The organism is Bacillus sp. MN7755, from assembly GCF_054771475.1.
On the sequence record NZ_BTRL01000015.1, the window covers coordinates 397,113 to 419,332 of the forward strand.

The following is a 22,220-nucleotide window of genomic DNA, read 5'->3' on the forward strand; positions in this document are numbered from 1 at the left end:
TTCTTACAGCTCTTCTTTTTCATATGTATTTCTAGTCATCGCAAATACACACATATCTCTTAATCCATTACCATCTACTGCTACACTCGCACTTTCTAACGTACCCTCTAACTTAAAGCCTAATTTCTCAGGTATTGCTCTACTCTTCTTATTTAAAGAATCACAACGAATTTCTACGCGGTTTGCTTTCAGCTCAGAAAAAGCATAATCTGTTATACCCTTTGCTGCCTCTACCATATAGCCCTTTCCACTGAATCTTGAATCAATCCAATACCCAATTTCAAATTGAGGTATATCCCAATTAATACGGTGTAATCCAGCTGATGCAATAAATTCACCTGTTTCTTTCAAAAATACTAGCAATCTCAAATCCTCACGCTTCAAAAATTGGATATGTGATTTTCTAATGCTTTCTTCTACTTCTTCCTCTGTTTGCTCTTTTTGAGCAAAAACCATCCATGGTTTTAATTCTTGCATAGAAGCTTGAATTGCATCGTATACAACTTTACCGTCTCCCGGTTTCGGCATTCGAATACATAGCCTTTCAGTATAAAATTCAGAAGGAAAATCGAATAATAATGGATTCACTGTAAACACTCCCTATAATTCTTTTATATATAATAATATCCATCTCAAACTATACAGTAAAGAAATTTCTGAATTTTACACATTTTACTTGTTCACCTCTAACGCTACACGAACCCCAGATTCAATTGCCCCTTGAATCCAACCGTGATATAACGTCGTATGGTCTCCAGCGAAGAATATTCTTCCCTCTGGTTTGACAATCACTGGTTGTAGCTCAGATTCTTGACCTGCCTGAAATAGCGCAAACCCTCCAAGTGCATATGGATCCAATGTCCAACTTTTTGATATTCCAGACAAGAATTCATCATATACTTGACCACCTAGTATCGTTGCTAAGTTTTGTAATGTGTAATAAATACGATCCCCCTTTGATAATCCATCCCATAACAACGCATCATATGACCATGTATAGCTTCCTAGCATCATAGCTGGTCCCTTCTCTCCAATTCCATAGCTTGGATAATAAGCGTAACGTATTGGCAAATCTGTTATAATTCTGCCTCCTAATTGTCCTTGCTCTTCCCAAAATCGGCTTTTAAATTGAATCCCTATTTTCGTCGCAGGCATATAATGCAATTCACGAATTGCTTTCCATTTTTCATGAGATATAGAATCAAATGGATCTACTTCCACAAAACGCATTGTCGAAAACGGAATCGTAACAATAACTAAATCACCAGTTATACTACTATATTCAAACGTTTCTTCGTTCCGATAGAAAGCCGTCACCCCATTATCGTGTTGATGCAGTTTCATTAATTTTTGGTTATAAATAATATTTTCTTCTAATTGTGGTAAAAAGGACTTTGGTAATCTATCATTCCCCCCTACTATTTCACAAAATCCACTCTCCTCTTGCATAATATATAAAAAGCGCAACGTTTCAACAAACGACCTTTCCAAAAAACCTTCTAAGTCTAAAAGAACACCGATCATTTCAATCGTTACTGGAGAAAAGTACGTATTATATTGATAAGGATGATACTTTAAAAATTGTCCCGTAGAGTATCTTCCAAAATCCTTTACTACAACATCCCAATTTTTTTCTGGGTTCTTTTTTATAAAATTTATAATGGGCTGTACCGCTAACAATAATAGTTCCTCAGACGTTTTCCCAACTTCATTCATTTCCACTGGATATCTTAAAATACTTGGATCTTTTTCGTATTGTTGTAACGTCGTTTTTCGGCCATTTACATAAATAATATCCGTATCATTCCTATTAATAAATGGGCTCACCTGTAGCCCAAATTTTCTTATATATGCCATCGTTAATGTGTGCGAATACGGAATTCTCATTGCCCCAACATCCAAATATAATCCGGTATCTTCCATTCTAACTGTCTCTATGCGGCCACCTACCCGGTTGTTTGCTTCAAAAATTTTCACCTCATGTCCTGCTGCCTTTAATAAAGAGGCCGAAACTAAACCAGCCATACCAGCCCCTACTACAATAATTTGTTTCGGACTTGTCGTCTTCTTCAATCCCTTATTTATAACTTGTAACGTTTCATCCATCTCAGTGTTAAACATTATATCTTTCTGCACAATTCCACCCCTTACTTCATCAAATGGGCATTAGTGGTTTAGTGCATTTTATTCATAAATTCCCATAAACATAACAACTGAGCAAGTTGAATATTCACTAAAAATACATAAGAGATAGCTCTCACATCTCTTCACGCTTCGTATAATATAGCAACAGCAAATAAGGAGTGGTTAAAAATGAAACCAGCTTACGACTACAATGCTACAAAAAAGTATTTAGAAGAAAAGAAACAACAGCTATGCAACAAACTTAGTAATATGCATCTATCTAAAAAAGAACGTGAACAATTAAAACTTGAGATTGATAACTACGAATATATTATAAATGTAGTCGAAATGAATCATTATGAACGAGGATTTTCACGTTAAAAGTGGATATGTAATTTATCCACTTTTTATTTTGAGCATTTCATTACGCATTTTTCATAAGTAAATATATAATAGGATGTACATTAAGATTGAGAGGTATATTCTATGATCAAGTTAAGTGTATTAGACCAATCCCCTATTTCAGATGGTAGTACAGCAGCCCAAGCTTTTTCTCATACAGTTACGCTTGCACAAGAAGTTGAAAAACTTGGATTTACACGTTTTTGGGTATCAGAGCATCATAATTCGGTAAGCCTGGCTGGTTCAAGTCCAGAAATACTTATATCTCATATTGCAGCAAAAACGGACCGTATGAGAGTTGGTTCAGGTGGTGTTATGTTACCGCATTATAGCCCCTATAAAGTTGCTGAGAACTTCCGCGTTTTAGAAGCGCTTTATCCAAATCGTATTGACCTTGGTGTCGGCAGAGCACCTGGCGGTATGCCAATTGCGACTCGCGCACTTCAAGAAGGAAAAATGGTCTCACTTGATCAATATCCAGAACAAATTGCAGATGTTGCAATGTACTTACATGATCAAGTACCAGAAAACCATCATTATGCAAATTTAAAGGCTACTCCTGTGATTCCAACATCTCCCGGGATGTGGATGCTTGGTTCTAGTGGAGAGAGCGCAAAGATTGCCGCACAACAAGGTGCTTCTTTTGCATTCGCACAGTTCATAAACGGATACGGTGGACCTGAGGTAATGGAGGCTTATCAAGAACAATTCCAACCTTCCTATTTAGGAGATAAACCAAAATCAATCGTCGCTATTTTTGTTATTTGCGGAGAAACAAATGAGGAAGCGGAAAGGATTGCTTCTAGTTTAGATTTATCAATCTTATTACTAGAGCAAGGGAAGCGAACAACTGGTACTCCTTCTATCGAAACTGCACAAAATTATTCATACAGCGCTTATGATTTATTCCGTATAAAAGAAAATCGTCAACGTATGATTGTCGGTGATCCATCTTCTGTGAAAGAAAAAATCGTAAACTTAAGCAAAGCGTACAATACTGATGAATTTATGATTGTCACAATTACTCATCGATTTGAAGATAAATTGAATTCTTATCGCTTACTAGCAAATGCTTTTAATTTATAATAATAAAAGGGAGATACATCAATTATGATGCATCTCCCTTTCTTACTACTTATTACTTTTGTCATCTATATATTCAATAGCCTCTTTTAATAACTCATCAAAATTCTCAGGATAATCATGGTTTAGATTAGGCACAACTTTATACTTATGTTCTATATTCTTATCTCTTAATAATCGTACAAATTGCTGCGTACATTCGAAACAATCTTCATCTTGCTCCCCACACACTATATATCCCTTTATATTTTTATCTTGTAGCACTTCCAACCACTCATTCCATTCTTCAATCTCTGGAAGCCACGGCGCCATAAAAATAAAACCATCTACATCTATATCTTTGTGTAAAATCGTATACAAAGCTACTCCTGCACCAGCAGAAAAACCACCAATTATTACTCTTTCTACTGTATGATTTTCTATAAACTTAACGTAATGCTCTTTTAATTCTTCTTTTGCTCTATGTATATCATCCCAAACAAACCCATCTGAAAACTGAATTTGCGAAGACTGTGGTAAAGCTAACGTATAATCTTGTGTCAAAACAGATTTCCAATATGGTTCTACTATTCCTATATTTTCTTGATCACCGTGCATTGCAATAAATAGTTTTTCTTTTTTCTTGCCGTCTATATATTTCACGTCTGCTCGTTCTGTTTTCTTTGCTAACTCTTCTCTCTCTTTACATAATTGAACCATTTTCTGAAAGTCTTCAAATTTATGTAATGATTTTAAATCGTCGTCCGAAATTAAATACTCATTTCCATACCAAAAACCCTTTTCTATAATAGCTTCCTTCATTACATACAACGCTTCTTCTTCAAGTCCTGCTGCACTCGCTAATGCATATTTAAAATTATATATTTGCGCCTCATTCCCCACTATACCTTTAGCATGTTCCATTATATAAGTATACGCTTCCAAACTTCCTTTCTTTGCATAACAATGTAACGTTTCATTTAATAATTGAATATAAGTCATACTATTTTTCATACCCCAATTCCCCCGTAACCTTTTATAATATTTATTTCTCAAGCCTTTATACCATTCTATAATCAATGTATATAACCCACGCTAACAATACTTTATTCTTGTAATGATACTTAATCATTACTCCACTTTGTCCAATAATTTTATTATAAAGTTTAATAAACTGAAAAATCAATATTTTCACAAACAAAAAAAGACAACAATATATTTATTGTTGTTTTCCATACATCTACCCACTCTTTTGTTTTTTTCTATCTGGTTTACTTGAAACTAAATAATGCTTTTCTGAAATATATAAGTTTCTTTTTAATATACGATTTAAATACGGCCCTAATTTCACCCCGCATATAAGGCGATCTTCACTACCTTCAACAATTGGAAACATTTCTTTTTCTGTTACATATTGATCTACTGCTTTTTGTACGATATCAATTTCTTTCACTAGGTTTAAGTTTTCTTCTGTATGTTCAAATACCTCAAGCGTTTCCTTCGTAATAAGAAAAAGGTTTGTTGGAAATGCAGGTAAATACGGCTTTAACAAATCATAATTTACTGTATAATCATCATTTACTAATACTGTATAAACGATATTAGCATTCGTTTCTAGAAACTTAGCCATCGCTTGTTCTAATTCATCTTTCGTAATTTCACGCTCTTCTTTTCCAGTTTTGAAAAAGCGAAACATTGCATCGCCTCCTTTTTACTATATTATAGCATAAAAGAAAACTGAAAAATCACAAAAAAGTCATTGAAAGAATTTTTCAATGACTTTTTTCTTTATATTCTTATATTTATTTTAAGAACGCACTTAGCATCCATACATGTTGCTCTAATGTTGTATGAATTGCTAACAACATATCCGCTGATGTTTCATCTCCAGCTTCACTAGCAACTTCCATACCTTCTTTTAATTCTTGAATAAGTGCAGAGTAATCATTCACTAATGTTTGCACCATTTCCTCTGCGGATTCCTTGCTTGTCCCTTCGCTGACACTAGAAGTAGCAAGATATTCTTTCATTGTCGCTAGCGGTTTACCTTCCAATGCTAAAATACGTTCTGCTAATTCATCAATATACGTTCCAGCTTCATTGTAAAACTCTTCAAATTTCTCATGTAATGTAAAGAAGTGCGGTCCTGTCACATACCAGTGATAATTATGTAGTTTCACATATAACACATTCCAGTTTGCTACCTGCTTGTTTAATACTTCAACAACATTTGTTTTCGTACTCATACAATCCACTCCTCTTATTATTTCATACTGTTTTTCTTTTAATAACCTAGTTACATTTTACCATACATTCCCTATCCTTTCGAACGATTGGCTCATATGTAACAAAGTTTTAACACCTTTAATACTTCCCTAATATCTATTAATTCATGTATGTTTTCAAACACTTCGTACGTCTAATTGTCCAAGCTCATACATATGCATAATAGTAAATCAAGCTCATCGTAGTAGAAAGAGGGATAACATGGACAATCAACAATGGCAAGTAGCAAAGAAAGTCGCTGCTACTTATATTGGAACAGTCGTTGGAGCTGGATTTGCTACTGGACGAGAAATTGTTGAATTTTTTACAGTGAATGGCTTTTATGGAACAATTGGCATATGTGTAAGTGGATTTTTTTTTATTTGGCTCGGTACAAAAATGATGTTACTCTCCTCACAAATCGGTGCATTTTCAGCGCAAGAATTTAACAAATATTTATTTGGGGATGTATTTGGTAACGTTGTAAATACACTATTATTACTCGTATTATTTGGTGTAACGAGCGTTATGTTATCAGGAGCTGGTGCAGTATTTGAAGAGCAACTTCGTTTACCAAGACAACTTGGTATTTTTATTACAGTAATCGCCTGTCTCATTATAGGGAGTCGCGGATTACAAGGTGTTTTTGAAGTTAATACACTTGTCGTACCTATTATGATGATTTTTATTATCGGACTTGCTATTACAACATTTTTTCACGGTACAACTCCCATTAGTAACACTATTCCTGCAGAAAGCTGGAATATGAAGTGGATAACTAGTCCTATTACATATGTCGCCTTAAATCTTTCTCTCGCCCAAAGCGTTCTCGTCCCGTTAGCCAGTGAAGTAAAAGATCGAAAAGCCATTTTATGGGGCGGTATTTTAGGTGGTGCCGGACTTTCTTTAATTTTATTATGTAGCCATTTAGCTATCTTATCAGTCGACCAATTTTATCAATATAATATCCCAATGGCTGAAGTCATAAGAAAATTCAATACAACTTTTCACTTTTTCTTTGTTCTTATCATTTTCGGTGAAGTGTTCACAACTTTAGTTGGCAATGTGTTCGGAATGACAAAACAAATGCAATCCATCACTGGCTGGAAAAATAACAATATTATTTTCTTCATTTTACTAATAAGTTATTGCTTTAGTTACGTAGGTTACAGTGAATTACTCCACATTCTATATCCTATAATTGGATGGGTCAGCATCATTTTACTTCCGATTATTGCTTTTAAACAACTTCAAAAAACATAAAAGAAGCATCCATGTTATTGGATGCTTTTTTTATACGTTCATTCACAATCATCACATACTTCCCAGTACGGCCCCATTTCCAATGCCAAATATGGCTTTAATTGCAACCGAACCATCCGACTAGGCATACGTTCTAAAACGAATTGAATCCCTTCTTCCTCTTCGTCTAATTCAACTTTTGAAATCGCAATTCTTTGCATAGTAGAAATAGGCATTCCATCTTTATATAAAGTGATTTTCACCTCATCATATTCATTAAAATACAATTCAACACTCATTCGATTTTTCAACATTTCATCAACAATTTCATATTTATCATTTCGTTCCTGGATTATATATTTCCAGCCGCCTCTACCTTCTTCTTTCGGAGCTGCTTGAAATAATGTCATCAAATCCTCGTATAGCATAAGATAACCCCTCTCTTACTAAAAAACGATGAGTATTTTATATACCCTTTATCTCTATCACTATCCATATGTATTGTACCATATATCGCTGTTCTTACCGTATTCATTTGCTTCATAAGTCTATATAAAACACTTTATTTAGTCTTTATTATTATATGGCTTACTTTATTACTTCCCCCCTTATATTTTAAACCTGTACCCATTCATTATTTGCTCACAACAAAAAAGAAGAGTGACTTATATCACTCTCCTTAAAAGAATTTCCCAGTAGCTGCTAATGCTAATACTAGTATTAAAATTGCAAACAATAATGATACAATGAAACTAAAAATAGGTAATGCTTTCTTTTCATTCTTCTTAAATAGTAACTTTAAACTAATAAAAATATTTACTGGTACAAATATAAAATAAAAATATTTAACTATTTGCACCGAACTATTCGAAAGTGTTTTTAATATAAACACCTCAATTAGAAAAACGATAAAAAATGAAATACTTAACCAAAATGAGACATAACTAAGCCAAGAATGTCTTTTTGTCCCCCAATACACTCCCATATTAATCTCCTTTATTTGTATTCTATATGATTATAATTATACACAAAGTTAACAAATACCTCTATTTTTCGACAAATATTATACAAAATATACCTTTAAATACTATCAAATTACCCTCTGCCCCATTAAATTTTACATAATAAAAACAGACTACTCCAATAGCATACTGCTATTTTGGAGTTAGCCTGTCCTCTGTTAAACTTTAAATCTTTCAATTAACCCTTGTAACTCTTCAGCCATTTGAGATAATGTACCAGCTGCAGAACTAATCTCTTCGATGGACGCTAGTTGTTCTTCTGCCGATGCTGCAACGTTTTGAGTACTCGTCGCATTATTCTGTGCTGTCATTGCAATTTGCCCTACTGAAATAGACACTTCATTTGCACCTTTTGACATCCCGTTAGCCGTTTCAACCATCGTTTTAATTTGATCTGCAATTTCATTTGTAGATTGTAAAATCTCATTAAAGTTTTGCTTCGTTTCATTCGCAATAACAAGTCCAGATTGAACTTCTTCATTTACATGACCCATAGACTTTACCGTCTTACTCATGTCATCTTGTATTTCACATATTAATTTACTAATTTCACTAGAGGATACGCTAGACTTCTCCGCCAATTTACGTACTTCATCTGCAACGATTGCAAATCCTCTTCCGTGCTCTCCTGCTCTTGCAGCTTCAATTGCTGCATTCAAAGCTAGAAGATTTGTTTGATCTGCGATATTTTGAATTACTTCTAGTATGTCACCAATTTGTTTTGATTTATTATTTAATAACTGTATAACTTCATCTGATTGCGAAACAGATTCTGCAATAGACTGCATTTGATTTACTGTTTTTCCGACCAGTTTTCCACCATCTTCTGCTTTTTCACGAGTATGAGCAGAAGCCGTATTAATTGATGATGAACTATTTGCTACATGCTGAATTCCTTCTGTTACATCAAATAGTAACATTGCACCATTTTCTACACTTGTCGTTTGCGTTGTTGCCCCGCTCGATATTTCATCCATTGCCGTTGTAATTTGCTCAGTCGCTTCACTGGCCTGTCTTACACTTGCCGTTAGCTCTTCTGATGCTGCTGCAACATGTCCAGCCGAAGTATTAATTCTTCCGATTAACGTTCGCAATGCATCTGTCATCTCATTAAATCCTTTTGCAAGTTGACCAATTTCATCATTAGAATGAATTTCAATTGTTTGTGTTAAATCTCCCTCACTTATTTCTTTAGAAGTGGCAACTAATCTTTTTAATGGCTTCGTTATAGAAAGTGTCACAAAATAAATAAGAGCTCCGCCTATAACTAATGAAATGAACATAACAATTAACATATTATAAAATACAGGCTGCGCAGCTTCAATTACTTCATTTGAGTACATCGTCCCGCCAATTTTCCAACCTGTTTTTACATTCGTAGCAAATACCATTTTCTTTTCACTATCGCCATAAGAGTAAGAAAAAGCACCATGATTATCTTCGTAAATTTTCTTTGCCCAAGAATCAGCTGCCTTATCTCCTGATTTTTCTTGTGGATGAGCAATTATTTTTTGTTTCCCATCTAAAATGAAAGCATATCCTTTTTTACCAATATTGATTAACTTTGTTGTTTTTAATAAATTATCTAAACTTAAATCTACTGCAACAACACCGTTTTTATCTTCTGTTTGTTTTGCAATTGTTACGACAATATGTCCATTTCCTTTTGCCTTATACGGCTCAGTAATTACAATGCCACCTTGTTTTGCAACTGCATCTTTATACCAAGAACGCTCTGTGGGATCATAGTCTGCTGCCATTTGTATATTTGGTTCTTGCACAAATTTTTTATCATTTCCGGCAACATATACTTGTTCAACATCTTTATTTAAATTTATATATTGAGATAACATTTTCCTTAATTCATCATGACTATCGCTTTGATACATATTCCCTTGAATCACCCGTGCAAAACTATTCACGTCATTAAATTTCGCATCAATCATTTGATTGATTAAATTATCCAGTATTTTTATATTGTCGTTAGCACTACTCGTAATTTGTGATTCAAAATTCTTTTTAGCTGTTTGATAAGACATGCCTCCGATAATAGAAACAGCCGCAATTAAAATGACGAAAAATGAAATTAGTAGTTTTTTTGCTACTTTCATATCACGAAACCAATTTAATAGTCTACCCATTACAAACCTCCTGCTTTTCAATTTCAAAAGTTAAATTTAGTGAACTATAAATATTTCCCATTCCCTAATTATTATTTTCATAACCTATTATGATGAATACTTTGTAAAGTTTAAACAAATAATTTCTCTTTGTCCATATATATGAATAATATTATTATAAAATTTACAAATACAAAAAGCCAAAGGGAATCCCCCTTTGGCTTTTCACATTTTTTTATGCTGTTTAGTAATCTTTTTCCACTTATCACGCTCTGCTCTTGCAAGAATAGCATCTTGTTTTCTCATAAAATACGCCAGTTCTTTTTGTAATTTTTTATAGCTTTGCAAACGATTTATCGTAATAATTCCGTTATCAATTGCATTATGCACTGCACACCCTGGCTCATTTTCATGCTTACAATCTCGGAAACGGCACGTTTTTGCTAGTTCTTCAATATCAGAAAATGTTGTTTGAATCGCATCGCTTCCTTCCCAAAGTTGTAGTTCCCTCATGCCTGGTGTATCAATAACTAAACCACCACTCGGTAATCGGAACAATTCACGATGCGTTGTCGTATGTCTTCCTTTACTATCTTCCTCACGAATATCTCCCGTTTTTGCTACTTCAATTCCTATGACTGCATTTAATAAAGTGGATTTTCCAACCCCAGATGAACCGACTAAAGCAATTGTTTTTCCTGAAGCAACAAATTGCTGCAACGATTCAATCCCAGTATGCTCTAAACTATCAACGACGAAGATTGGAACACCAATTGCTACAGCTTCCGTTTCTACAATTTTCTGTTCCACGTCTTCACATAAGCTACTCTTTGTTAAAACAATAACTGGTATCGCACCGCTTTCATACGCTAATAGTAAATAACGTTCTATTCTTCTTACGTTAAAATCATGGTTCAGTGCATTCACTAAAAATAAATAATCTACATTGGCCGCTATTACTTGTTCTTCCGTTCGATTACCAGCCTCTTGTCTAGAAAAAGAGCTTCTTCTCGGAAAAATGCGATGAATAATTGCCTTCTTTTCATTCTCTATTTTCTTTATATACACCCAATCACCAACTGCTGGATAATCTCCCTTCGTTACTGCTTCATGTCGAAACCTTCCAGACAGCTCTGCCATATATTCACCATCATTACAAATAATTCGATATATATGCTTATGCTCAAGTAAAATTCGTCCTACTTCAAAGTTCTCTACAACTCGTTCCTCAAAAAAAGAATCCCAGCCGAACGATTCTAAAATATTTTGATTCAAATTGATATCCTCCCTAGTGTAAGCTAAGTGGAAGGATCGTGCGCTCACTTATATAGTCTCGCCCTTTCCATCCACCTTTGTATTTGGTTTATTATTCATATAAGTTATTTTCGCCATAATACATCACCCCGTTCTCATTTTAATTACTCTCATTATATGGAATATTTATTTAAAAAGCTACCTCATTTAACGTAATTTTCAAACAATTTTTTCATCATTCTAATTTGTCCACGATGACTAATCTCATCTTCTAGCACGTGAAACCACAGATAATGCTGGTTATGCGCTACACCGTTAGGCCACTTTCTTTCTGACATTAGCCATTCATCATCTTGTTTACTCAAATACTTCAAAGATTCTTCTCGAACACTTTGTAGAAGTTTTACATAATACTGTATTTCATGACCATGGATTGTTCTCCCCGCTTCCCCTAAATACAGTGCGTCTTCCCATATTTCTAATTCTTCCTTTGTGAAGTCACGCCCTTGAAATGAAATAAGTTGGTGAGCTTTTTCTATAGCTGCTATATGCTTTAGTAACGCTCCAATGGAATTCCCTCCACTCGGTATAATTAAATCTAATTGCTCAACTGATAGATCTTTTATTCCCTGTAATGTTACAGCCCTCGTATGCTCCAGCATGCTTACTAATTCCCCTATATTTTTTGTATAACCATCCACACTTCTTATTCGGTAATCTATATTCATATCACGCACCCCTTTCTACATTCATATTAAGGAATAACCGCTTCATATAATAGACTCATATATATCAGATTTTTCTGTTATAATTAAATTGAATAGGTAATACACCCAAACAAACTTTCTCAATATGCTTCTATGAAATATTAAAAGGAATCAATATAAAATAATCGAATCTTATTCACTAAAAGGAGTGGATTCGATGGAAATGTATCAATGGCTAACTGCTGTTCTCGTTGGTGGCATTACCGGTTTCGTTTCCCATCTAATCAATAACCAAGGTAAGTTATTGCTTCCACGCCGTTTGAAAACTTTTTTTCACTTTGGGTTTTTGACTGATATTTTCACTGGTAGTTTAGCTGCACTTCTTGGACTCGTTTTATTCGATGTCACCTTAATAAAAGAAATTATTAAAGTATCCATTGTGACTGCTATTTCCGGTCAGACTTTCTTACTGCACCAAGCGCTTGGTGGTGAGCAGGCTAAAAATACACAAATTGGGAAAGCTGATGAGAAGATTCAAGAAATTGACAAATTATTACGACGTTAGTCTATACTTTCTTTAAAAATTATTGCTATAATAAACAATAAATATTTTCTATTGCGTCGTTTGTCAGAAGAAAGGGTGTTTCGTATGACAAAAAAGAAAATAGAAGATTTCTTAACAAACACTGAAAAAGAGGAACTGCTAGAAAACTATAAATGTTTACGAGAAGCCCGCACAAAAAGCGAAGCTAACTATTTTGGTGAAGCAGTAAACCATCTATTAAATAAAGCAAAACAACGAATTATTAAAGATGCAGGCATACATGATGAAAATGCAGCAACTGTTCAATCAAAAAGAAAAGCACTGTTTTAGTTAATTAGCTAAAACAGTGTTTTTTATTTAGAAATTTTTTCTTACCATGATACTTTCACTCTGCCTTTATTCTTCCCATTTTTACTGATCCAAAAGTCATATTGGCTTAGATCAACCTAATAATATAACCTCATGTAAACCATTTTAAGAATAGATAAATTAAGCAAAATTTGTTGAACTAGTAATGCTATATACGAAATTAGTTTATTAAATCGCTTCTTTTAACTTTGTATGCGGATTTGGTCCGTATTGATTGTCATTTTCTTCACTTTCAATGATGAAAAATACAAGTAAAACAACGCTACCAAATGGTACAAAATTTAGTAGTTGCCACCATCCTGTTTTCCCAATATCATGTAACCGACGTGCTCCAACCGAAAAGCTTGGTATAATCATTACTAACATAAATAGCAATGCAATAATAGCAACCAAAACCTCTGAAAATGATGATAAAAACAAAAGTAGCCAAAAAATTACGATATTGGATAAACTAAAAATCCAGTACTCTTTTCGCGTAGCTCTACCACTAAAATTCCCATAATTCTTTAGAGCGTTCAAATACCATTGCATTTAAATCTCTCCCTTTTATCCCCAACAATATAAAAATATGTAACCTTTAACATATAAGTAAAAATATAATATAATATTTATGTAAAATCCATACTCTTATCTACATTATTCACTATTTAAATAGTGTTTTTTTCAAGATTTTTCACATTACTTTCACATCTACTTCACAAATATAAGTAGTCCTATATGTTATACTAAGTACATCCTTTCCAAGGAACTATATGCCGATATATAAATCCCTATCTCTGTAGGGATTTTTATTTTTTGATTCTCCATAGCTTTGTTACAATGCCTATACACTATTTCTCTACTTTCTGTAGCTTCTGCACTTAAAAACTACTTCGTGTATTATTACTCTTCTAATATTGATTTAATATATTTCATATTTGGTTTTCAACTGAAGTTTTCATTGCTACACTAACCGCACTTCTTGTACTCGTTTTATTTGATGTCACCTCAACCGAAGAAATACAGCTATTTTTTATTTGAACAGGCTTTATGAAGCAATTCCTGTTTCACGATTTCCAGTAAGTTTTTCACTTTTTCTAAACAATAATAAAGCGACTACATATAGGAAAGCAGTAAAACTACCTACAAATATAAAATTGTGAGATGCCGCAAATAGCAGTCCTGCTATTGCCGCTCCTATCATTTGACCAATATACATCGAAGCATTAGCAAGAGCTGCTCCTGTTCCTCTTGCTACAATAGACATGTTTTGTAAGTGCCTCATCATCAATACAAACAAAATTCCTGTCACAAAAAATAAAACAAAAAATAATAACTCCACAAATATAATGTTCTTTATATGAGGAAGTAATACATATAGCACTGCTATAAATATAATGCCGCCATAGAAAGAAAGGTTATAACCAATTTTATTTACGATTCTAGGACCAAAAATATTCCCAGTTAAATTTCCTAATCCTAATACGAGCATAGCTGTACCTACTTCATGAACTTGTAAGCCAAATTGACTGGAAAGCCACACACCAAAGAATGAAAATGCAGCAAAATTACCAGTTTGAAAAACAAAATATGCAAAATAAGATACTGAAGCCTTTGAATCTGTAAGTAATTGTTTATAGCGTTTTAAAATGTTTGTTTTATTTCCACCTATGTGAACCGGTTGTATTTCTGGTAATACTACATAAATAAGAACGACAAGTAGTGCTGATAATATACCAATGACGAAGAATGGTGTTGTATAATGTTTCGTTGCTAAATATGCTCCAATTGGCAGTCCTAAAATTTGGGCGATTGATAGCCCTGCTGTTGCAATTCCAATCGCTTTTACAATTTGCTTCTTCTCTATTAGGAGCGGAATAGATGCCCACACTTGTGGAGATACAAAGGCTGCACTTACACCTGCTAAGAATCTAAATGTTAGCATCCATAGAAAACTCGGTGCAATTCCACATAAAAACGTACTTATCGCAAAAAAACTCATTCCTATTACCATCACTTTTTTTCTGTTTAAGCCATCTGATATAGGACCAGTGATAAGCGCAAATCCAGCGTATCCTAAAGCATATGAACTCACCATCCACCCTGACAACTCAGTTGAAATATGATACACCTGTTGTAAAGTCGGTAAAAGTGGTGAAATTAAGAAAGTATCTGTACCGATCATAAACATGATTGTAAAGAATACAGCTAGTACTCTTTTCATTTAAATCTTCTCCTTTTATATAAAAAGAGGGAAATATCCCTCCTTTCAACTAATCTTCTAAAATAGATTCAATCTCTTTTATAACCTTTTCATTCAATGAAACTTCCACCGCTCTTACACTTTCTTTTATTTGCTCCGCTCGTTTCCCACCAGGAATAACAGTATCAATTCCTTTTTTGTTTAATAACCACGCTAAAGCTAAATGCGATACTTCGAGATCCTTTTCTTTAGCTAAGCCTTTTAACTTTTCAACTTTCTTAAAGTTATTCTTATATGTATTCTCTTCAAATAGATTTACACTTTGACGCCAATCTCCTTCGTTTAATTTAAAATCTTCTGTATATTTACCGCCTAGTATCCCAAAAGCAAGAGGCCCGTAAGGAATAAATGAAATACCTAATTCTATACAATATGGCAAAAGTTTTTCCCCAGCAGTACGATCTAACATATTATACGGTGATTGTACAACATCTATATGACCATGTTGATTCGCTTCTTTTAATTGTTCTACGTTTACGTTAGATATGCCAATTGAACGAATTTTTCCTTCTGCTTTTAGGCGAGTAAGCTCTCCAATTGAATCTATGTAACTTGTTTCAGAATTTGTAAAATGTAAATAATATAAATCAATATAATCAGTTTGTAATCTTCTTAAACTATTTTCTACAGCATTTCTTAAATAGCTTGGTTCATTATTAATATAAACCCCTCCATTTAATAACGGCTGTATTCCACCTTTTGTAGCAAGTACAACTTCGTGGCGTTTTCCTTTTAATACTTCTCCTACTAATTCTTCTGATCTACCGAAACCGTATGAATCTGCTGTATCAAAAAAGGTAATCCCTTGCTGGATAGCTTCTTCTATTAATCGTTTCCCTTCTTCCTCGTTCACATCAGCATATAAATTATGTCCTCCAATAGCATTTGTTCCTAACCCCAACTTTGAAATATTTAGTCCTGCCTTGTGCAATTTTGTATACTTCATTTTTTCTCCCCCTATATTTCTATTGTTCGAATATATTCGAACAATAGAAATATAGCATTTTATATGTTATAGTGCAAATATATTAACTTATACAAGCAGGTGAAAAAATGCGTACTCTCTATCATCCAAATCGAGAAGAAATTCAATTCTCTTCTGTCTTATACGCACTTAGCGATCAAATTCGTTTGCAAATTGTAACTATGCTACTAGAGAAAAATGAACAATCTTGTGGTTCGTTAAACATTCCGATTGCGAAATCAACTTTATCTCACCATTTCAAAGTTTTACGTGAATCCGGTGTTATGTATACACGCCTTGAAGGAACTCAACGTTTCATTTCAATTCGTGAAGATGACTTAAATGCTAGATTCCCGGGTTTATTAAACGTCGTAACACATGCGACAGAACCATACTAAAAAACATCTCATATTCATATGAGATGTTTTTTTAGTATTTTCTATTCTTTTAATAAATCTATTAATCCATTCCCTTCAGATGTACGTTCATATCCTAAAGGTACAGTTCTTTTAATAAGTTGTGCATATATTTCTGGCTCTGATAATTTTCTACCATATTCCCTTTCACACTGCTTTATAAGCAATGCTAGCGCTCCAGCGACATGCGGTGTCGCCATAGAAGTTCCACTTAATACCGCATATTTCCCCTCAGGATACGTAGATAATATTTCATCGCCTGGCGCCACTAAATCAATTTCTTGATTTGAATTACTAAAACATGCGATTTTCCGCTCTAAATTGACAGCGCCAACTTCGATTACTTCGGAATAGGCACCTGGGAAATCTAGTTCCTCCGTATTATCATTACAATCCCCATTATTACCAGCAGCACATACAACAAGAACATCTTGCTTTACCGCATTTTGAATTGCTTCATGTAATTCTGGAACGTCTTGCGGGCCACCAAGTGACATTGAAATAACTCTAACTTTTTCTTTATTAGGCCCTCTCCAATTTACAGCATAATGAATCGCCTCAATAATTTGCTCATAACTCCCAGAACCATCTCCAGCTAAAACCTTTAATACTAACATTTTAGCAAGTGGTGCGACTCCTAAAACACCGACACCATTTTCAGTCGCTGCAATTGTCCCCGCTACATGAGTACCGTGTCCGTTATTATCAAGATAAATATTTGGATCCCCTTCGTAATCTTTCGTGAAATTTCTTCCACCGATAATACGATCCTTTAAATCTATATGATTCATATCACATCCTGTATCTAATACGGCAACAACAATATCTTTTCCTTGCGCACTCTTCTCCCATACTTGCGGAGCATGAATGAGTTGTACACCTGGTGGAATTTCATTTACTTGTTCAACCACCTTATTTACAGTAAAAGGAATCAATTGTATACCTTTTTGTTTATTCGCTGTACTACTGTTCATCGTAATCCCCCCTGAAAATATATTATTTTCATTTCAGACCACTATAAGAAACACTTAAATGTAACATTCGTTTTATTCGTTTTATTCGTTTTATTCGTTTTATTCGTTTCGTTTTCCTTCCTTCAAAATATTTCTCAATAATGCTTACTAACTCTATATTACTCTTTTTATTTATCTCGTAATTTTTAGGTAACAAAAATCCGATTGGTTCAACCAATAATAAATAAAAATAAAAGGACCATTAAATTGGTCCTTTTATAGTTTTTCAAGAATGATATGAAATTTTAAAAATAATACAAATTAAGACTAAGCCTCACTCTTGTTTAAAAACTTCTCTATTTCTTTTATTAAGTGTTTCGCTCCATCTATACTAACAGTAATATTCCCATTTGCTAATGATATGTTTTTATCTGAAACATCACCTGTTATTTGACAAGCATTGTAAGGTTGATATTTTTGTAAAATGACTTTATCTTCTTCTACGAAAATTTCAAGTGGTGATTTGATTTGGATTCCTAATACTTCTCGTAACTCTTTAGGAATAACAATTCGTCCTAATTCGTCTACTTTTCGAATAATTCCTGTTGCTTTCATATTATTCCCTCCTTACTTTCTATTATTTTTCCACCTCGCTCTTTCCATTTTATCACTTTTTGGTAATACCTGCCTCTTTTTAGAATTTTTTGTACTCAAGTTAAAAAAACACATTTAACGAATACATAATCGCTCTTTCAATTGTTTTAAATAACGAGATCGTATCAGTAAGAAATATACAATTTGAATTCCTACGAAAATACTTAATACAATCGCATTTTCTTTAAATAGTGAGTACTCAAACATCTGTCCTAATGCAGTTAATGCTACTGCTCCGTGTAATGTTGCAACACCTATTGGAACGAAGAATAAAAGTGCCAATCGAATTGTAACCACTTTCGATAATTCCCCACTCGTTAAGCCTACTTTTCGAATCATTTCAAACAAACGAGTATCATCCTCCAAATCAGAAAACAAACGGAAATAAAGGAAGCTTCCTGCACATACGAAAAATACAATACCAATAAAGAAACCTACAAATAGAATTGGTCCTGCGATTTGTAAACTTTGGTTTTGTTCATACTCTTCTGCACTAAACGTTGCATGTTCTTCATAAGGCTTCATCTGATTAGTAAGTTCTTTACCAACCTCAATTTCATCTTTCGTTCCTTCTGTTTTGTACACATAATCTTTTTCCTCTTTAAATCTATCTTGTAATGCATCATACTGATTGTTAGAGATTACATAAACGTTACCTCTTATTATTTTACTTAATGAGGAAGTATTAAATTTTTTCACTTTTAAAGGTTCATTCAAATGTGGCAAAGTAATTTCTTTTCTTTCTTTCATCGGTGGTCCTGGTATATCGACTGACAAAAATAAAACTTCTTTTTTTGATACCGCATTAAAGGGTTCTCCTGTTAACTTTGCATATTCCTTATAGTCTGATTCTTTTATAAAGGTGGCGCTTTTTAACGACTGCTCCTCCGTTTTCTTCGTCGAAATATTAGTTTTTGAAACTGTTATACTATGTTTCTTTAATCCTTCGTCAATCATTTTTATATGCTGTAATTCATTACTATTTCCTTGCTTAGAATGATAGTGAAACGCAATTGGTCTCTCCATAATCGTCTTTGTCATTGATGTAAAGCCAACTAATGTACCTATTGCTGAAAATGCTACAGTTGAAATTATGGTTACAATAAAAAACATTCTTGCGTTATCTCTCATACGGTAAGCTAAATCTGACAAAGTAATAATATTTGTCTGTGTCCAATAGAAACGTTTACTTTTTTTACATAGTCTAATAATAAATACACTCAACTGCTTGTACAGCAAATACGTACCAATAATGACTACCGTTGTAACTGGAATCATCATGATAAATACCATTGCACCGTGTGATATAAGCGCTCCTGCATATCCCGCACTAAGTAATATGACTGCTAATATAGAAGAAATAATGGATGCTTTCGGTTCCGGCTTCGCTTCTGCTGATCCTCTAAACAATTTCATAATTTTATTCTTCCGGATCATTCCTGCACTAAACAATGAAATAATCATAAATAATACGAAAAACATAATACTCGTTACAACAATGGCTTTCATTGGTATGTAATAAGCTAAGGAAATATCTAACTTTAATATCATTGGCGCTACAAATATTAATATTCCGGAAAATAACATTCCTGCAAGAATCCCAAAAATAATTGCCCCTATCCCGATCATAATATTTTCAAAAAAGATAAGACGCTTTAATTGATATTTCGTCATACCTAACATCATTAAAATTCCTAATTCACGCTTTCTCGTTTTTAAAAACATTCCCATCGAATATAAAATAAAGAAAAATGTGAATAAGTAAATAATGGACTGTGCAAAAGACATACTTACGAACACATATTTTCCCAATTTCCCAGCACTTAAGGCTGGATGAAACGCAAAAAATGAATACACAAAAAAGGCCATAATAGCAAATGCGCTACTTAAAAAATACGCTGAATATGTTCGTCTATTTCGCGTGACATTCCGATATGCGAGTTCTCTAATGTTCATATTACTTCTCCGCCCTTCTACTAACTATGTTCTTATATTAGTAAAGTCCGGAAATACCTTCCATCGATTCAAATGACAAAAACCTTACATTATTGAAAGGTTCCAAAAAAATTGCTTAAACGAAGCAGTTTCATTATAATGACTACATTCATATTCATACACGTATCCTATTGTATATTCGTTAGTTTTGCGAAATAATAAAGGATAGAAGTATGTACCAATATACATATAAACTTATTTACCGCTTTAATATGAATAGGAGGAAAACATAATGACATTACAAGAACAGATTATGAAAGCATTACATGTTCAGCCTGTAATTGATCCGAAAGCAGAAATCCGTAAACGTGTTGATTTCTTAAAAGATTATGTAAAAAAAACAGGTGCAAAAGGGTTTGTACTTGGAATTAGTGGCGGACAAGACTCTACATTAGCTGGACGTTTAGCTCAGCTTGCAGTTGAGGAAATTCGTAATGAAGGTGGCAAAGCAACGTTTATCGCCGTGCGCCTTCCTTATAAAGTGCAAAAAGATGAAGATGATGCGCAATTAGCATTACAATTTATTCAAGCGGATCAATCTGTTGCATTTGATATCGCTTCAACAGTTGATACTTTTTCAAATCAATACGAAAACTTATTAGGTGAATCATTAACTGATTTCAATAAAGGTAACGTGAAAGCACGTATCCGCATGGTTACACAATATGCAATCGGTGGACAAAAAGGGCTCCTTGTTATCGGAACAGATCACGCTGCAGAAGCTGTAACAGGATTCTTTACAAAATTCGGAGATGGTGGCGCAGACCTATTACCATTAACAGGATTAACGAAACGCCAAGGACGCGCTCTATTACAAGAATTAGGTGCAGACGAGCGACTTTACTTAAAAATGCCAACAGCTGATTTATTAGATGAAAAACCAGGTCAAGCTGATGAAACAGAGTTAGGTATTACGTATGATCAACTTGATGACTATTTAGAAGGTAAAGCAGTTCCAGCTGACGTTGCAGAAAAAATTGAAAAACGTTACACAGTGAGCGAACATAAAAGACACGTACCAGCTTCAATGTTTGATGATTGGTGGAAATAAATAACATATAAAAAAGAAGCTAATAAGATTAGCTTCTTTTTTATATGTTAGCGATACATTCCTACTCTTTTCTCTATTAAATCCTGCAAACAATCCTCATGTTGTTGATTAAACAATGGTGGCATTTTGTTTAGCGGGAAAAACTTCAAATCCAATGTTTCATCACCGTCTACTTTTTTCTCTCCTCCGGTAATTGAGCATGAAAAGAATATTAAAATTGACTGGACTCTGTCTCCATTTGGATATGATTGAAAATATTTTGTATATACCCCGATAAGCTCATTTATTTCTACATCATAACCTGTTTCTTCTTTTATTTCTCGAATCGCAGTTTCTGCGGCAGATTCTCCGATTTCCATTGCACCACCAGGAAATCCCCAAGCGTGAAAATCACCTCTTTTTTGCAACAATATTTCTCCATGCTCATTCAATACGCAACCACCCGCAAAGTTTATGAGAACACAGTCGTGTCCTACTTTTTCACGTAATTCTTTTATATAATTAGCCATCCCCTTCTCCTTTTCATACATCTTCTGTCGCTATTTCTTATCTTTTTCAAGCAATTCAATAATTCGATCTAGCTTCTGATTCATATGCATCACTTGTTGTTTTTTTGCAGCGCTACTTCGTAATAATCTTCTAATAAACAAAGTAAATGATAAGAAAAATAAAACGATAAGTCCAATTACCAAACATATATATATCAATGTAAATATGTTGTTTTCGAACAAATTCATTTATATTCCACATCCTTCCTTTTGATTTTATCACACAATTCTGTTTTTTAAAGTGATACATAATAAAAAGAGCACCTTTGAAGTGACCCCTAAAAGT

General features: G+C 33.7%; 25 protein-coding genes. 7 read left to right on the top strand and 18 right to left on the bottom strand.

Going from position 1 to position 22,220, the window contains the following annotated elements:
* Positions 1 to 3: 3 nt before the first annotated feature.
* Positions 4 to 588, bottom strand: coding sequence for a GNAT family N-acetyltransferase (locus ACYVEC_RS18760; protein WP_098557046.1), 585 nt, complete (start codon positions 586 to 588; stop codon positions 4 to 6).
* A gap of 84 nt (positions 589 to 672) precedes the next feature.
* Complete coding sequence (locus ACYVEC_RS18765; RefSeq protein ID WP_063222788.1) at positions 673 to 2,136, bottom strand: flavin monoamine oxidase family protein; 1,464 nt, start codon at positions 2,134 to 2,136, stop codon at positions 673 to 675.
* A 177-nt stretch (positions 2,137 to 2,313) separates the two neighbouring features.
* Between ACYVEC_RS18765 and ACYVEC_RS18770 the strand changes: the two genes are divergently transcribed.
* Together ACYVEC_RS18770 and ACYVEC_RS18775 are read left to right on the top strand one after the other, a co-directional pair.
* Positions 2,314 to 2,505 carry a DUF3896 domain-containing protein gene (locus tag ACYVEC_RS18770; RefSeq protein WP_063222789.1) on the top strand — a complete coding sequence of 64 codons (192 nt, stop codon included), beginning with the start codon at positions 2,314 to 2,316 and terminating at the stop codon, positions 2,503 to 2,505.
* A gap of 105 nt (positions 2,506 to 2,610) precedes the next feature.
* Positions 2,611 to 3,612, top strand: a complete 1,002-nt coding sequence (locus ACYVEC_RS18775; RefSeq protein ID WP_098557045.1) for an LLM class flavin-dependent oxidoreductase — start codon at positions 2,611 to 2,613, stop codon at positions 3,610 to 3,612.
* A gap of 45 nt (positions 3,613 to 3,657) precedes the next feature.
* Here ACYVEC_RS18775 and ACYVEC_RS18780 read toward each other — a convergent pair whose 3' ends face one another.
* The 3 genes from ACYVEC_RS18780 to ACYVEC_RS18790 form a co-directional block, all read right to left on the bottom strand.
* A complete protein-coding gene (locus ACYVEC_RS18780; protein WP_098557043.1) occupies positions 3,658 to 4,602 on the bottom strand; it encodes an alpha/beta hydrolase in 945 nt (314 codons plus the stop codon).
* Between the two features lie 226 nt (positions 4,603 to 4,828).
* Positions 4,829 to 5,284, bottom strand: coding sequence for a DUF3939 domain-containing protein (locus ACYVEC_RS18785; RefSeq protein ID WP_063222792.1), 456 nt, complete (start codon positions 5,282 to 5,284; stop codon positions 4,829 to 4,831).
* A 106-nt stretch (positions 5,285 to 5,390) separates the two neighbouring features.
* Positions 5,391 to 5,834: a Dps family protein gene (locus tag ACYVEC_RS18790; protein WP_063222793.1), complete on the bottom strand. Its 444-nt coding sequence runs from the start codon at positions 5,832 to 5,834 to the stop codon at positions 5,391 to 5,393.
* A 241-nt stretch (positions 5,835 to 6,075) separates the two neighbouring features.
* Here ACYVEC_RS18790 and ACYVEC_RS18795 point away from each other — a divergent pair, with 241 nt between their 5' ends.
* On the top strand, positions 6,076 to 7,116 hold the full coding sequence (locus tag ACYVEC_RS18795; protein WP_063222794.1) for a YkvI family membrane protein: 1,041 nt from the start codon (positions 6,076 to 6,078) through the stop codon (positions 7,114 to 7,116).
* A gap of 38 nt (positions 7,117 to 7,154) precedes the next feature.
* Here ACYVEC_RS18795 and ACYVEC_RS18800 read toward each other — a convergent pair whose 3' ends face one another.
* The 5 genes from ACYVEC_RS18800 to ACYVEC_RS18820 form a co-directional block, all read right to left on the bottom strand.
* On the bottom strand, positions 7,155 to 7,523 hold the full coding sequence (locus ACYVEC_RS18800; protein WP_063222795.1) for a DUF3979 family protein: 369 nt from the start codon (positions 7,521 to 7,523) through the stop codon (positions 7,155 to 7,157).
* A gap of 251 nt (positions 7,524 to 7,774) precedes the next feature.
* On the bottom strand, positions 7,775 to 8,080 hold the full coding sequence (locus ACYVEC_RS18805) for a hypothetical protein (protein WP_063222796.1): 306 nt from the start codon (positions 8,078 to 8,080) through the stop codon (positions 7,775 to 7,777).
* 195 nt (positions 8,081 to 8,275) lie between these two features.
* Entirely contained in the window at positions 8,276 to 10,258 is a 1,983-nt protein-coding gene (locus tag ACYVEC_RS18810; protein ID WP_063222797.1) for a HAMP domain-containing methyl-accepting chemotaxis protein, read from the bottom strand.
* Positions 10,259 to 10,462: 204 nt separating this feature from the next.
* Positions 10,463 to 11,512, bottom strand: coding sequence for a ribosome small subunit-dependent GTPase A (rsgA, locus tag ACYVEC_RS18815; protein WP_460507717.1), 1,050 nt, complete (start codon positions 11,510 to 11,512; stop codon positions 10,463 to 10,465).
* 182 nt (positions 11,513 to 11,694) lie between these two features.
* The gene (locus ACYVEC_RS18820; RefSeq protein ID WP_063222799.1) at positions 11,695 to 12,219 is read right to left on the bottom strand and encodes a DinB family protein; all 525 of its coding nucleotides are present in this window, start codon (positions 12,217 to 12,219) and stop codon (positions 11,695 to 11,697) included.
* Positions 12,220 to 12,415: 196 nt separating this feature from the next.
* On the opposite strand from ACYVEC_RS18820, the gene ACYVEC_RS18825 reads away from it, so the two are divergent.
* Positions 12,416 to 12,763, top strand: coding sequence for a DUF4257 domain-containing protein (locus ACYVEC_RS18825; protein WP_000426320.1), 348 nt, complete (start codon positions 12,416 to 12,418; stop codon positions 12,761 to 12,763).
* An 84-nt stretch (positions 12,764 to 12,847) separates the two neighbouring features.
* On the top strand, positions 12,848 to 13,072 hold the full coding sequence (locus tag ACYVEC_RS18830; RefSeq protein WP_000162606.1) for a hypothetical protein: 225 nt from the start codon (positions 12,848 to 12,850) through the stop codon (positions 13,070 to 13,072).
* Between the two features lie 207 nt (positions 13,073 to 13,279).
* On the opposite strand, the gene ACYVEC_RS18835 is transcribed toward ACYVEC_RS18830, so the two are convergent.
* The 3 genes from ACYVEC_RS18835 to ACYVEC_RS18845 form a co-directional block, all read right to left on the bottom strand.
* On the bottom strand, positions 13,280 to 13,642 hold the full coding sequence (locus tag ACYVEC_RS18835; RefSeq protein ID WP_063222800.1) for a DUF805 domain-containing protein: 363 nt from the start codon (positions 13,640 to 13,642) through the stop codon (positions 13,280 to 13,282).
* A gap of 496 nt (positions 13,643 to 14,138) precedes the next feature.
* Entirely contained in the window at positions 14,139 to 15,314 is a 1,176-nt protein-coding gene (locus ACYVEC_RS18840; RefSeq protein WP_063222801.1) for an MFS transporter, read from the bottom strand.
* 49 nt (positions 15,315 to 15,363) lie between these two features.
* Positions 15,364 to 16,299, bottom strand: a complete 936-nt coding sequence (locus ACYVEC_RS18845) for an aldo/keto reductase (protein WP_063222802.1) — start codon at positions 16,297 to 16,299, stop codon at positions 15,364 to 15,366.
* Between the two features lie 107 nt (positions 16,300 to 16,406).
* On the opposite strand from ACYVEC_RS18845, the gene ACYVEC_RS18850 reads away from it, so the two are divergent.
* Entirely contained in the window at positions 16,407 to 16,715 is a 309-nt protein-coding gene (locus ACYVEC_RS18850; RefSeq protein ID WP_063222803.1) for an ArsR/SmtB family transcription factor, read from the top strand.
* 41 nt (positions 16,716 to 16,756) lie between these two features.
* Here the strand turns inward: ACYVEC_RS18850 and ACYVEC_RS18855 are convergent, their stop codons facing one another.
* From ACYVEC_RS18855 to ACYVEC_RS18865, 3 genes are all read right to left on the bottom strand, one after another.
* Positions 16,757 to 17,707 (bottom strand): serine protease, encoded by a 951-nt coding sequence (locus tag ACYVEC_RS18855; protein ID WP_063222804.1) that lies wholly within the window; start codon positions 17,705 to 17,707, stop codon positions 16,757 to 16,759.
* Positions 17,708 to 18,013: 306 nt separating this feature from the next.
* On the bottom strand, positions 18,014 to 18,301 hold the full coding sequence (locus ACYVEC_RS18860; RefSeq protein ID WP_063222805.1) for an AbrB/MazE/SpoVT family DNA-binding domain-containing protein: 288 nt from the start codon (positions 18,299 to 18,301) through the stop codon (positions 18,014 to 18,016).
* Between the two features lie 114 nt (positions 18,302 to 18,415).
* A complete protein-coding gene (locus tag ACYVEC_RS18865; protein ID WP_275719479.1) occupies positions 18,416 to 20,296 on the bottom strand; it encodes an FtsX-like permease family protein in 1,881 nt (626 codons plus the stop codon).
* 271 nt (positions 20,297 to 20,567) lie between these two features.
* On the opposite strand from ACYVEC_RS18865, the gene nadE reads away from it, so the two are divergent.
* The gene (nadE, locus tag ACYVEC_RS18870) at positions 20,568 to 21,386 is read left to right on the top strand and encodes an ammonia-dependent NAD(+) synthetase (protein ID WP_063222807.1); all 819 of its coding nucleotides are present in this window, start codon (positions 20,568 to 20,570) and stop codon (positions 21,384 to 21,386) included.
* 47 nt (positions 21,387 to 21,433) lie between these two features.
* Here nadE and ACYVEC_RS18875 read toward each other — a convergent pair whose 3' ends face one another.
* Both ACYVEC_RS18875 and ACYVEC_RS18880 read right to left on the bottom strand, forming a co-directional pair.
* Entirely contained in the window at positions 21,434 to 21,895 is a 462-nt protein-coding gene (locus tag ACYVEC_RS18875) for an NUDIX hydrolase (protein ID WP_063222808.1), read from the bottom strand.
* A 30-nt stretch (positions 21,896 to 21,925) separates the two neighbouring features.
* Positions 21,926 to 22,123, bottom strand: a complete 198-nt coding sequence (locus tag ACYVEC_RS18880) for a DUF4083 domain-containing protein (protein WP_063222809.1) — start codon at positions 22,121 to 22,123, stop codon at positions 21,926 to 21,928.
* Positions 22,124 to 22,220 lie beyond the last annotated feature (97 nt).

What these genes read in the sequence shown, in the direction of transcription:
- ACYVEC_RS18860 (WP_063222805.1), bottom strand. Translation starts at nt 18,301, where the DNA reads ATGAAAGCAACAGGAATTATTCGAAAAGTAGACGAATTAGGACGAATT.
- ACYVEC_RS18840 (WP_063222801.1), bottom strand. Translation starts at nt 15,314, where the DNA reads ATGAAAAGAGTACTAGCTGTATTCTTTACAATCATGTTTATGATCGGT.
- ACYVEC_RS18770 (WP_063222789.1), top strand. Translation starts at nt 2,314, where the DNA reads ATGAAACCAGCTTACGACTACAATGCTACAAAAAAGTATTTAGAAGAA.
- ACYVEC_RS18790 (WP_063222793.1), bottom strand. Translation starts at nt 5,834, where the DNA reads ATGAGTACGAAAACAAATGTTGTTGAAGTATTAAACAAGCAGGTAGCA.
- nadE (WP_063222807.1), top strand. Translation starts at nt 20,568, where the DNA reads ATGACATTACAAGAACAGATTATGAAAGCATTACATGTTCAGCCTGTA.
- ACYVEC_RS18845 (WP_063222802.1), bottom strand. Translation starts at nt 16,299, where the DNA reads ATGAAGTATACAAAATTGCACAAGGCAGGACTAAATATTTCAAAGTTG.
- ACYVEC_RS18810 (WP_063222797.1), bottom strand. Translation starts at nt 10,258, where the DNA reads ATGGGTAGACTATTAAATTGGTTTCGTGATATGAAAGTAGCAAAAAAA.
- ACYVEC_RS18780 (WP_098557043.1), bottom strand. Translation starts at nt 4,602, where the DNA reads ATGAAAAATAGTATGACTTATATTCAATTATTAAATGAAACGTTACAT.
- ACYVEC_RS18830 (WP_000162606.1), top strand. Translation starts at nt 12,848, where the DNA reads ATGACAAAAAAGAAAATAGAAGATTTCTTAACAAACACTGAAAAAGAG.
- ACYVEC_RS18795 (WP_063222794.1), top strand. Translation starts at nt 6,076, where the DNA reads ATGGACAATCAACAATGGCAAGTAGCAAAGAAAGTCGCTGCTACTTAT.
- ACYVEC_RS18855 (WP_063222804.1), bottom strand. Translation starts at nt 17,707, where the DNA reads ATGAACAGTAGTACAGCGAATAAACAAAAAGGTATACAATTGATTCCT.
- ACYVEC_RS18835 (WP_063222800.1), bottom strand. Translation starts at nt 13,642, where the DNA reads ATGCAATGGTATTTGAACGCTCTAAAGAATTATGGGAATTTTAGTGGT.
- ACYVEC_RS18785 (WP_063222792.1), bottom strand. Translation starts at nt 5,284, where the DNA reads ATGTTTCGCTTTTTCAAAACTGGAAAAGAAGAGCGTGAAATTACGAAA.
- ACYVEC_RS18825 (WP_000426320.1), top strand. Translation starts at nt 12,416, where the DNA reads ATGGAAATGTATCAATGGCTAACTGCTGTTCTCGTTGGTGGCATTACC.
- ACYVEC_RS18820 (WP_063222799.1), bottom strand. Translation starts at nt 12,219, where the DNA reads ATGAATATAGATTACCGAATAAGAAGTGTGGATGGTTATACAAAAAAT.
- ACYVEC_RS18800 (WP_063222795.1), bottom strand. Translation starts at nt 7,523, where the DNA reads ATGCTATACGAGGATTTGATGACATTATTTCAAGCAGCTCCGAAAGAA.
- ACYVEC_RS18805 (WP_063222796.1), bottom strand. Translation starts at nt 8,080, where the DNA reads ATGGGAGTGTATTGGGGGACAAAAAGACATTCTTGGCTTAGTTATGTC.
- ACYVEC_RS18775 (WP_098557045.1), top strand. Translation starts at nt 2,611, where the DNA reads ATGATCAAGTTAAGTGTATTAGACCAATCCCCTATTTCAGATGGTAGT.
- ACYVEC_RS18850 (WP_063222803.1), top strand. Translation starts at nt 16,407, where the DNA reads ATGCGTACTCTCTATCATCCAAATCGAGAAGAAATTCAATTCTCTTCT.
- ACYVEC_RS18865 (WP_275719479.1), bottom strand. Translation starts at nt 20,296, where the DNA reads ATGAACATTAGAGAACTCGCATATCGGAATGTCACGCGAAATAGACGA.
- ACYVEC_RS18880 (WP_063222809.1), bottom strand. Translation starts at nt 22,123, where the DNA reads ATGAATTTGTTCGAAAACAACATATTTACATTGATATATATATGTTTG.
- ACYVEC_RS18875 (WP_063222808.1), bottom strand. Translation starts at nt 21,895, where the DNA reads ATGGCTAATTATATAAAAGAATTACGTGAAAAAGTAGGACACGACTGT.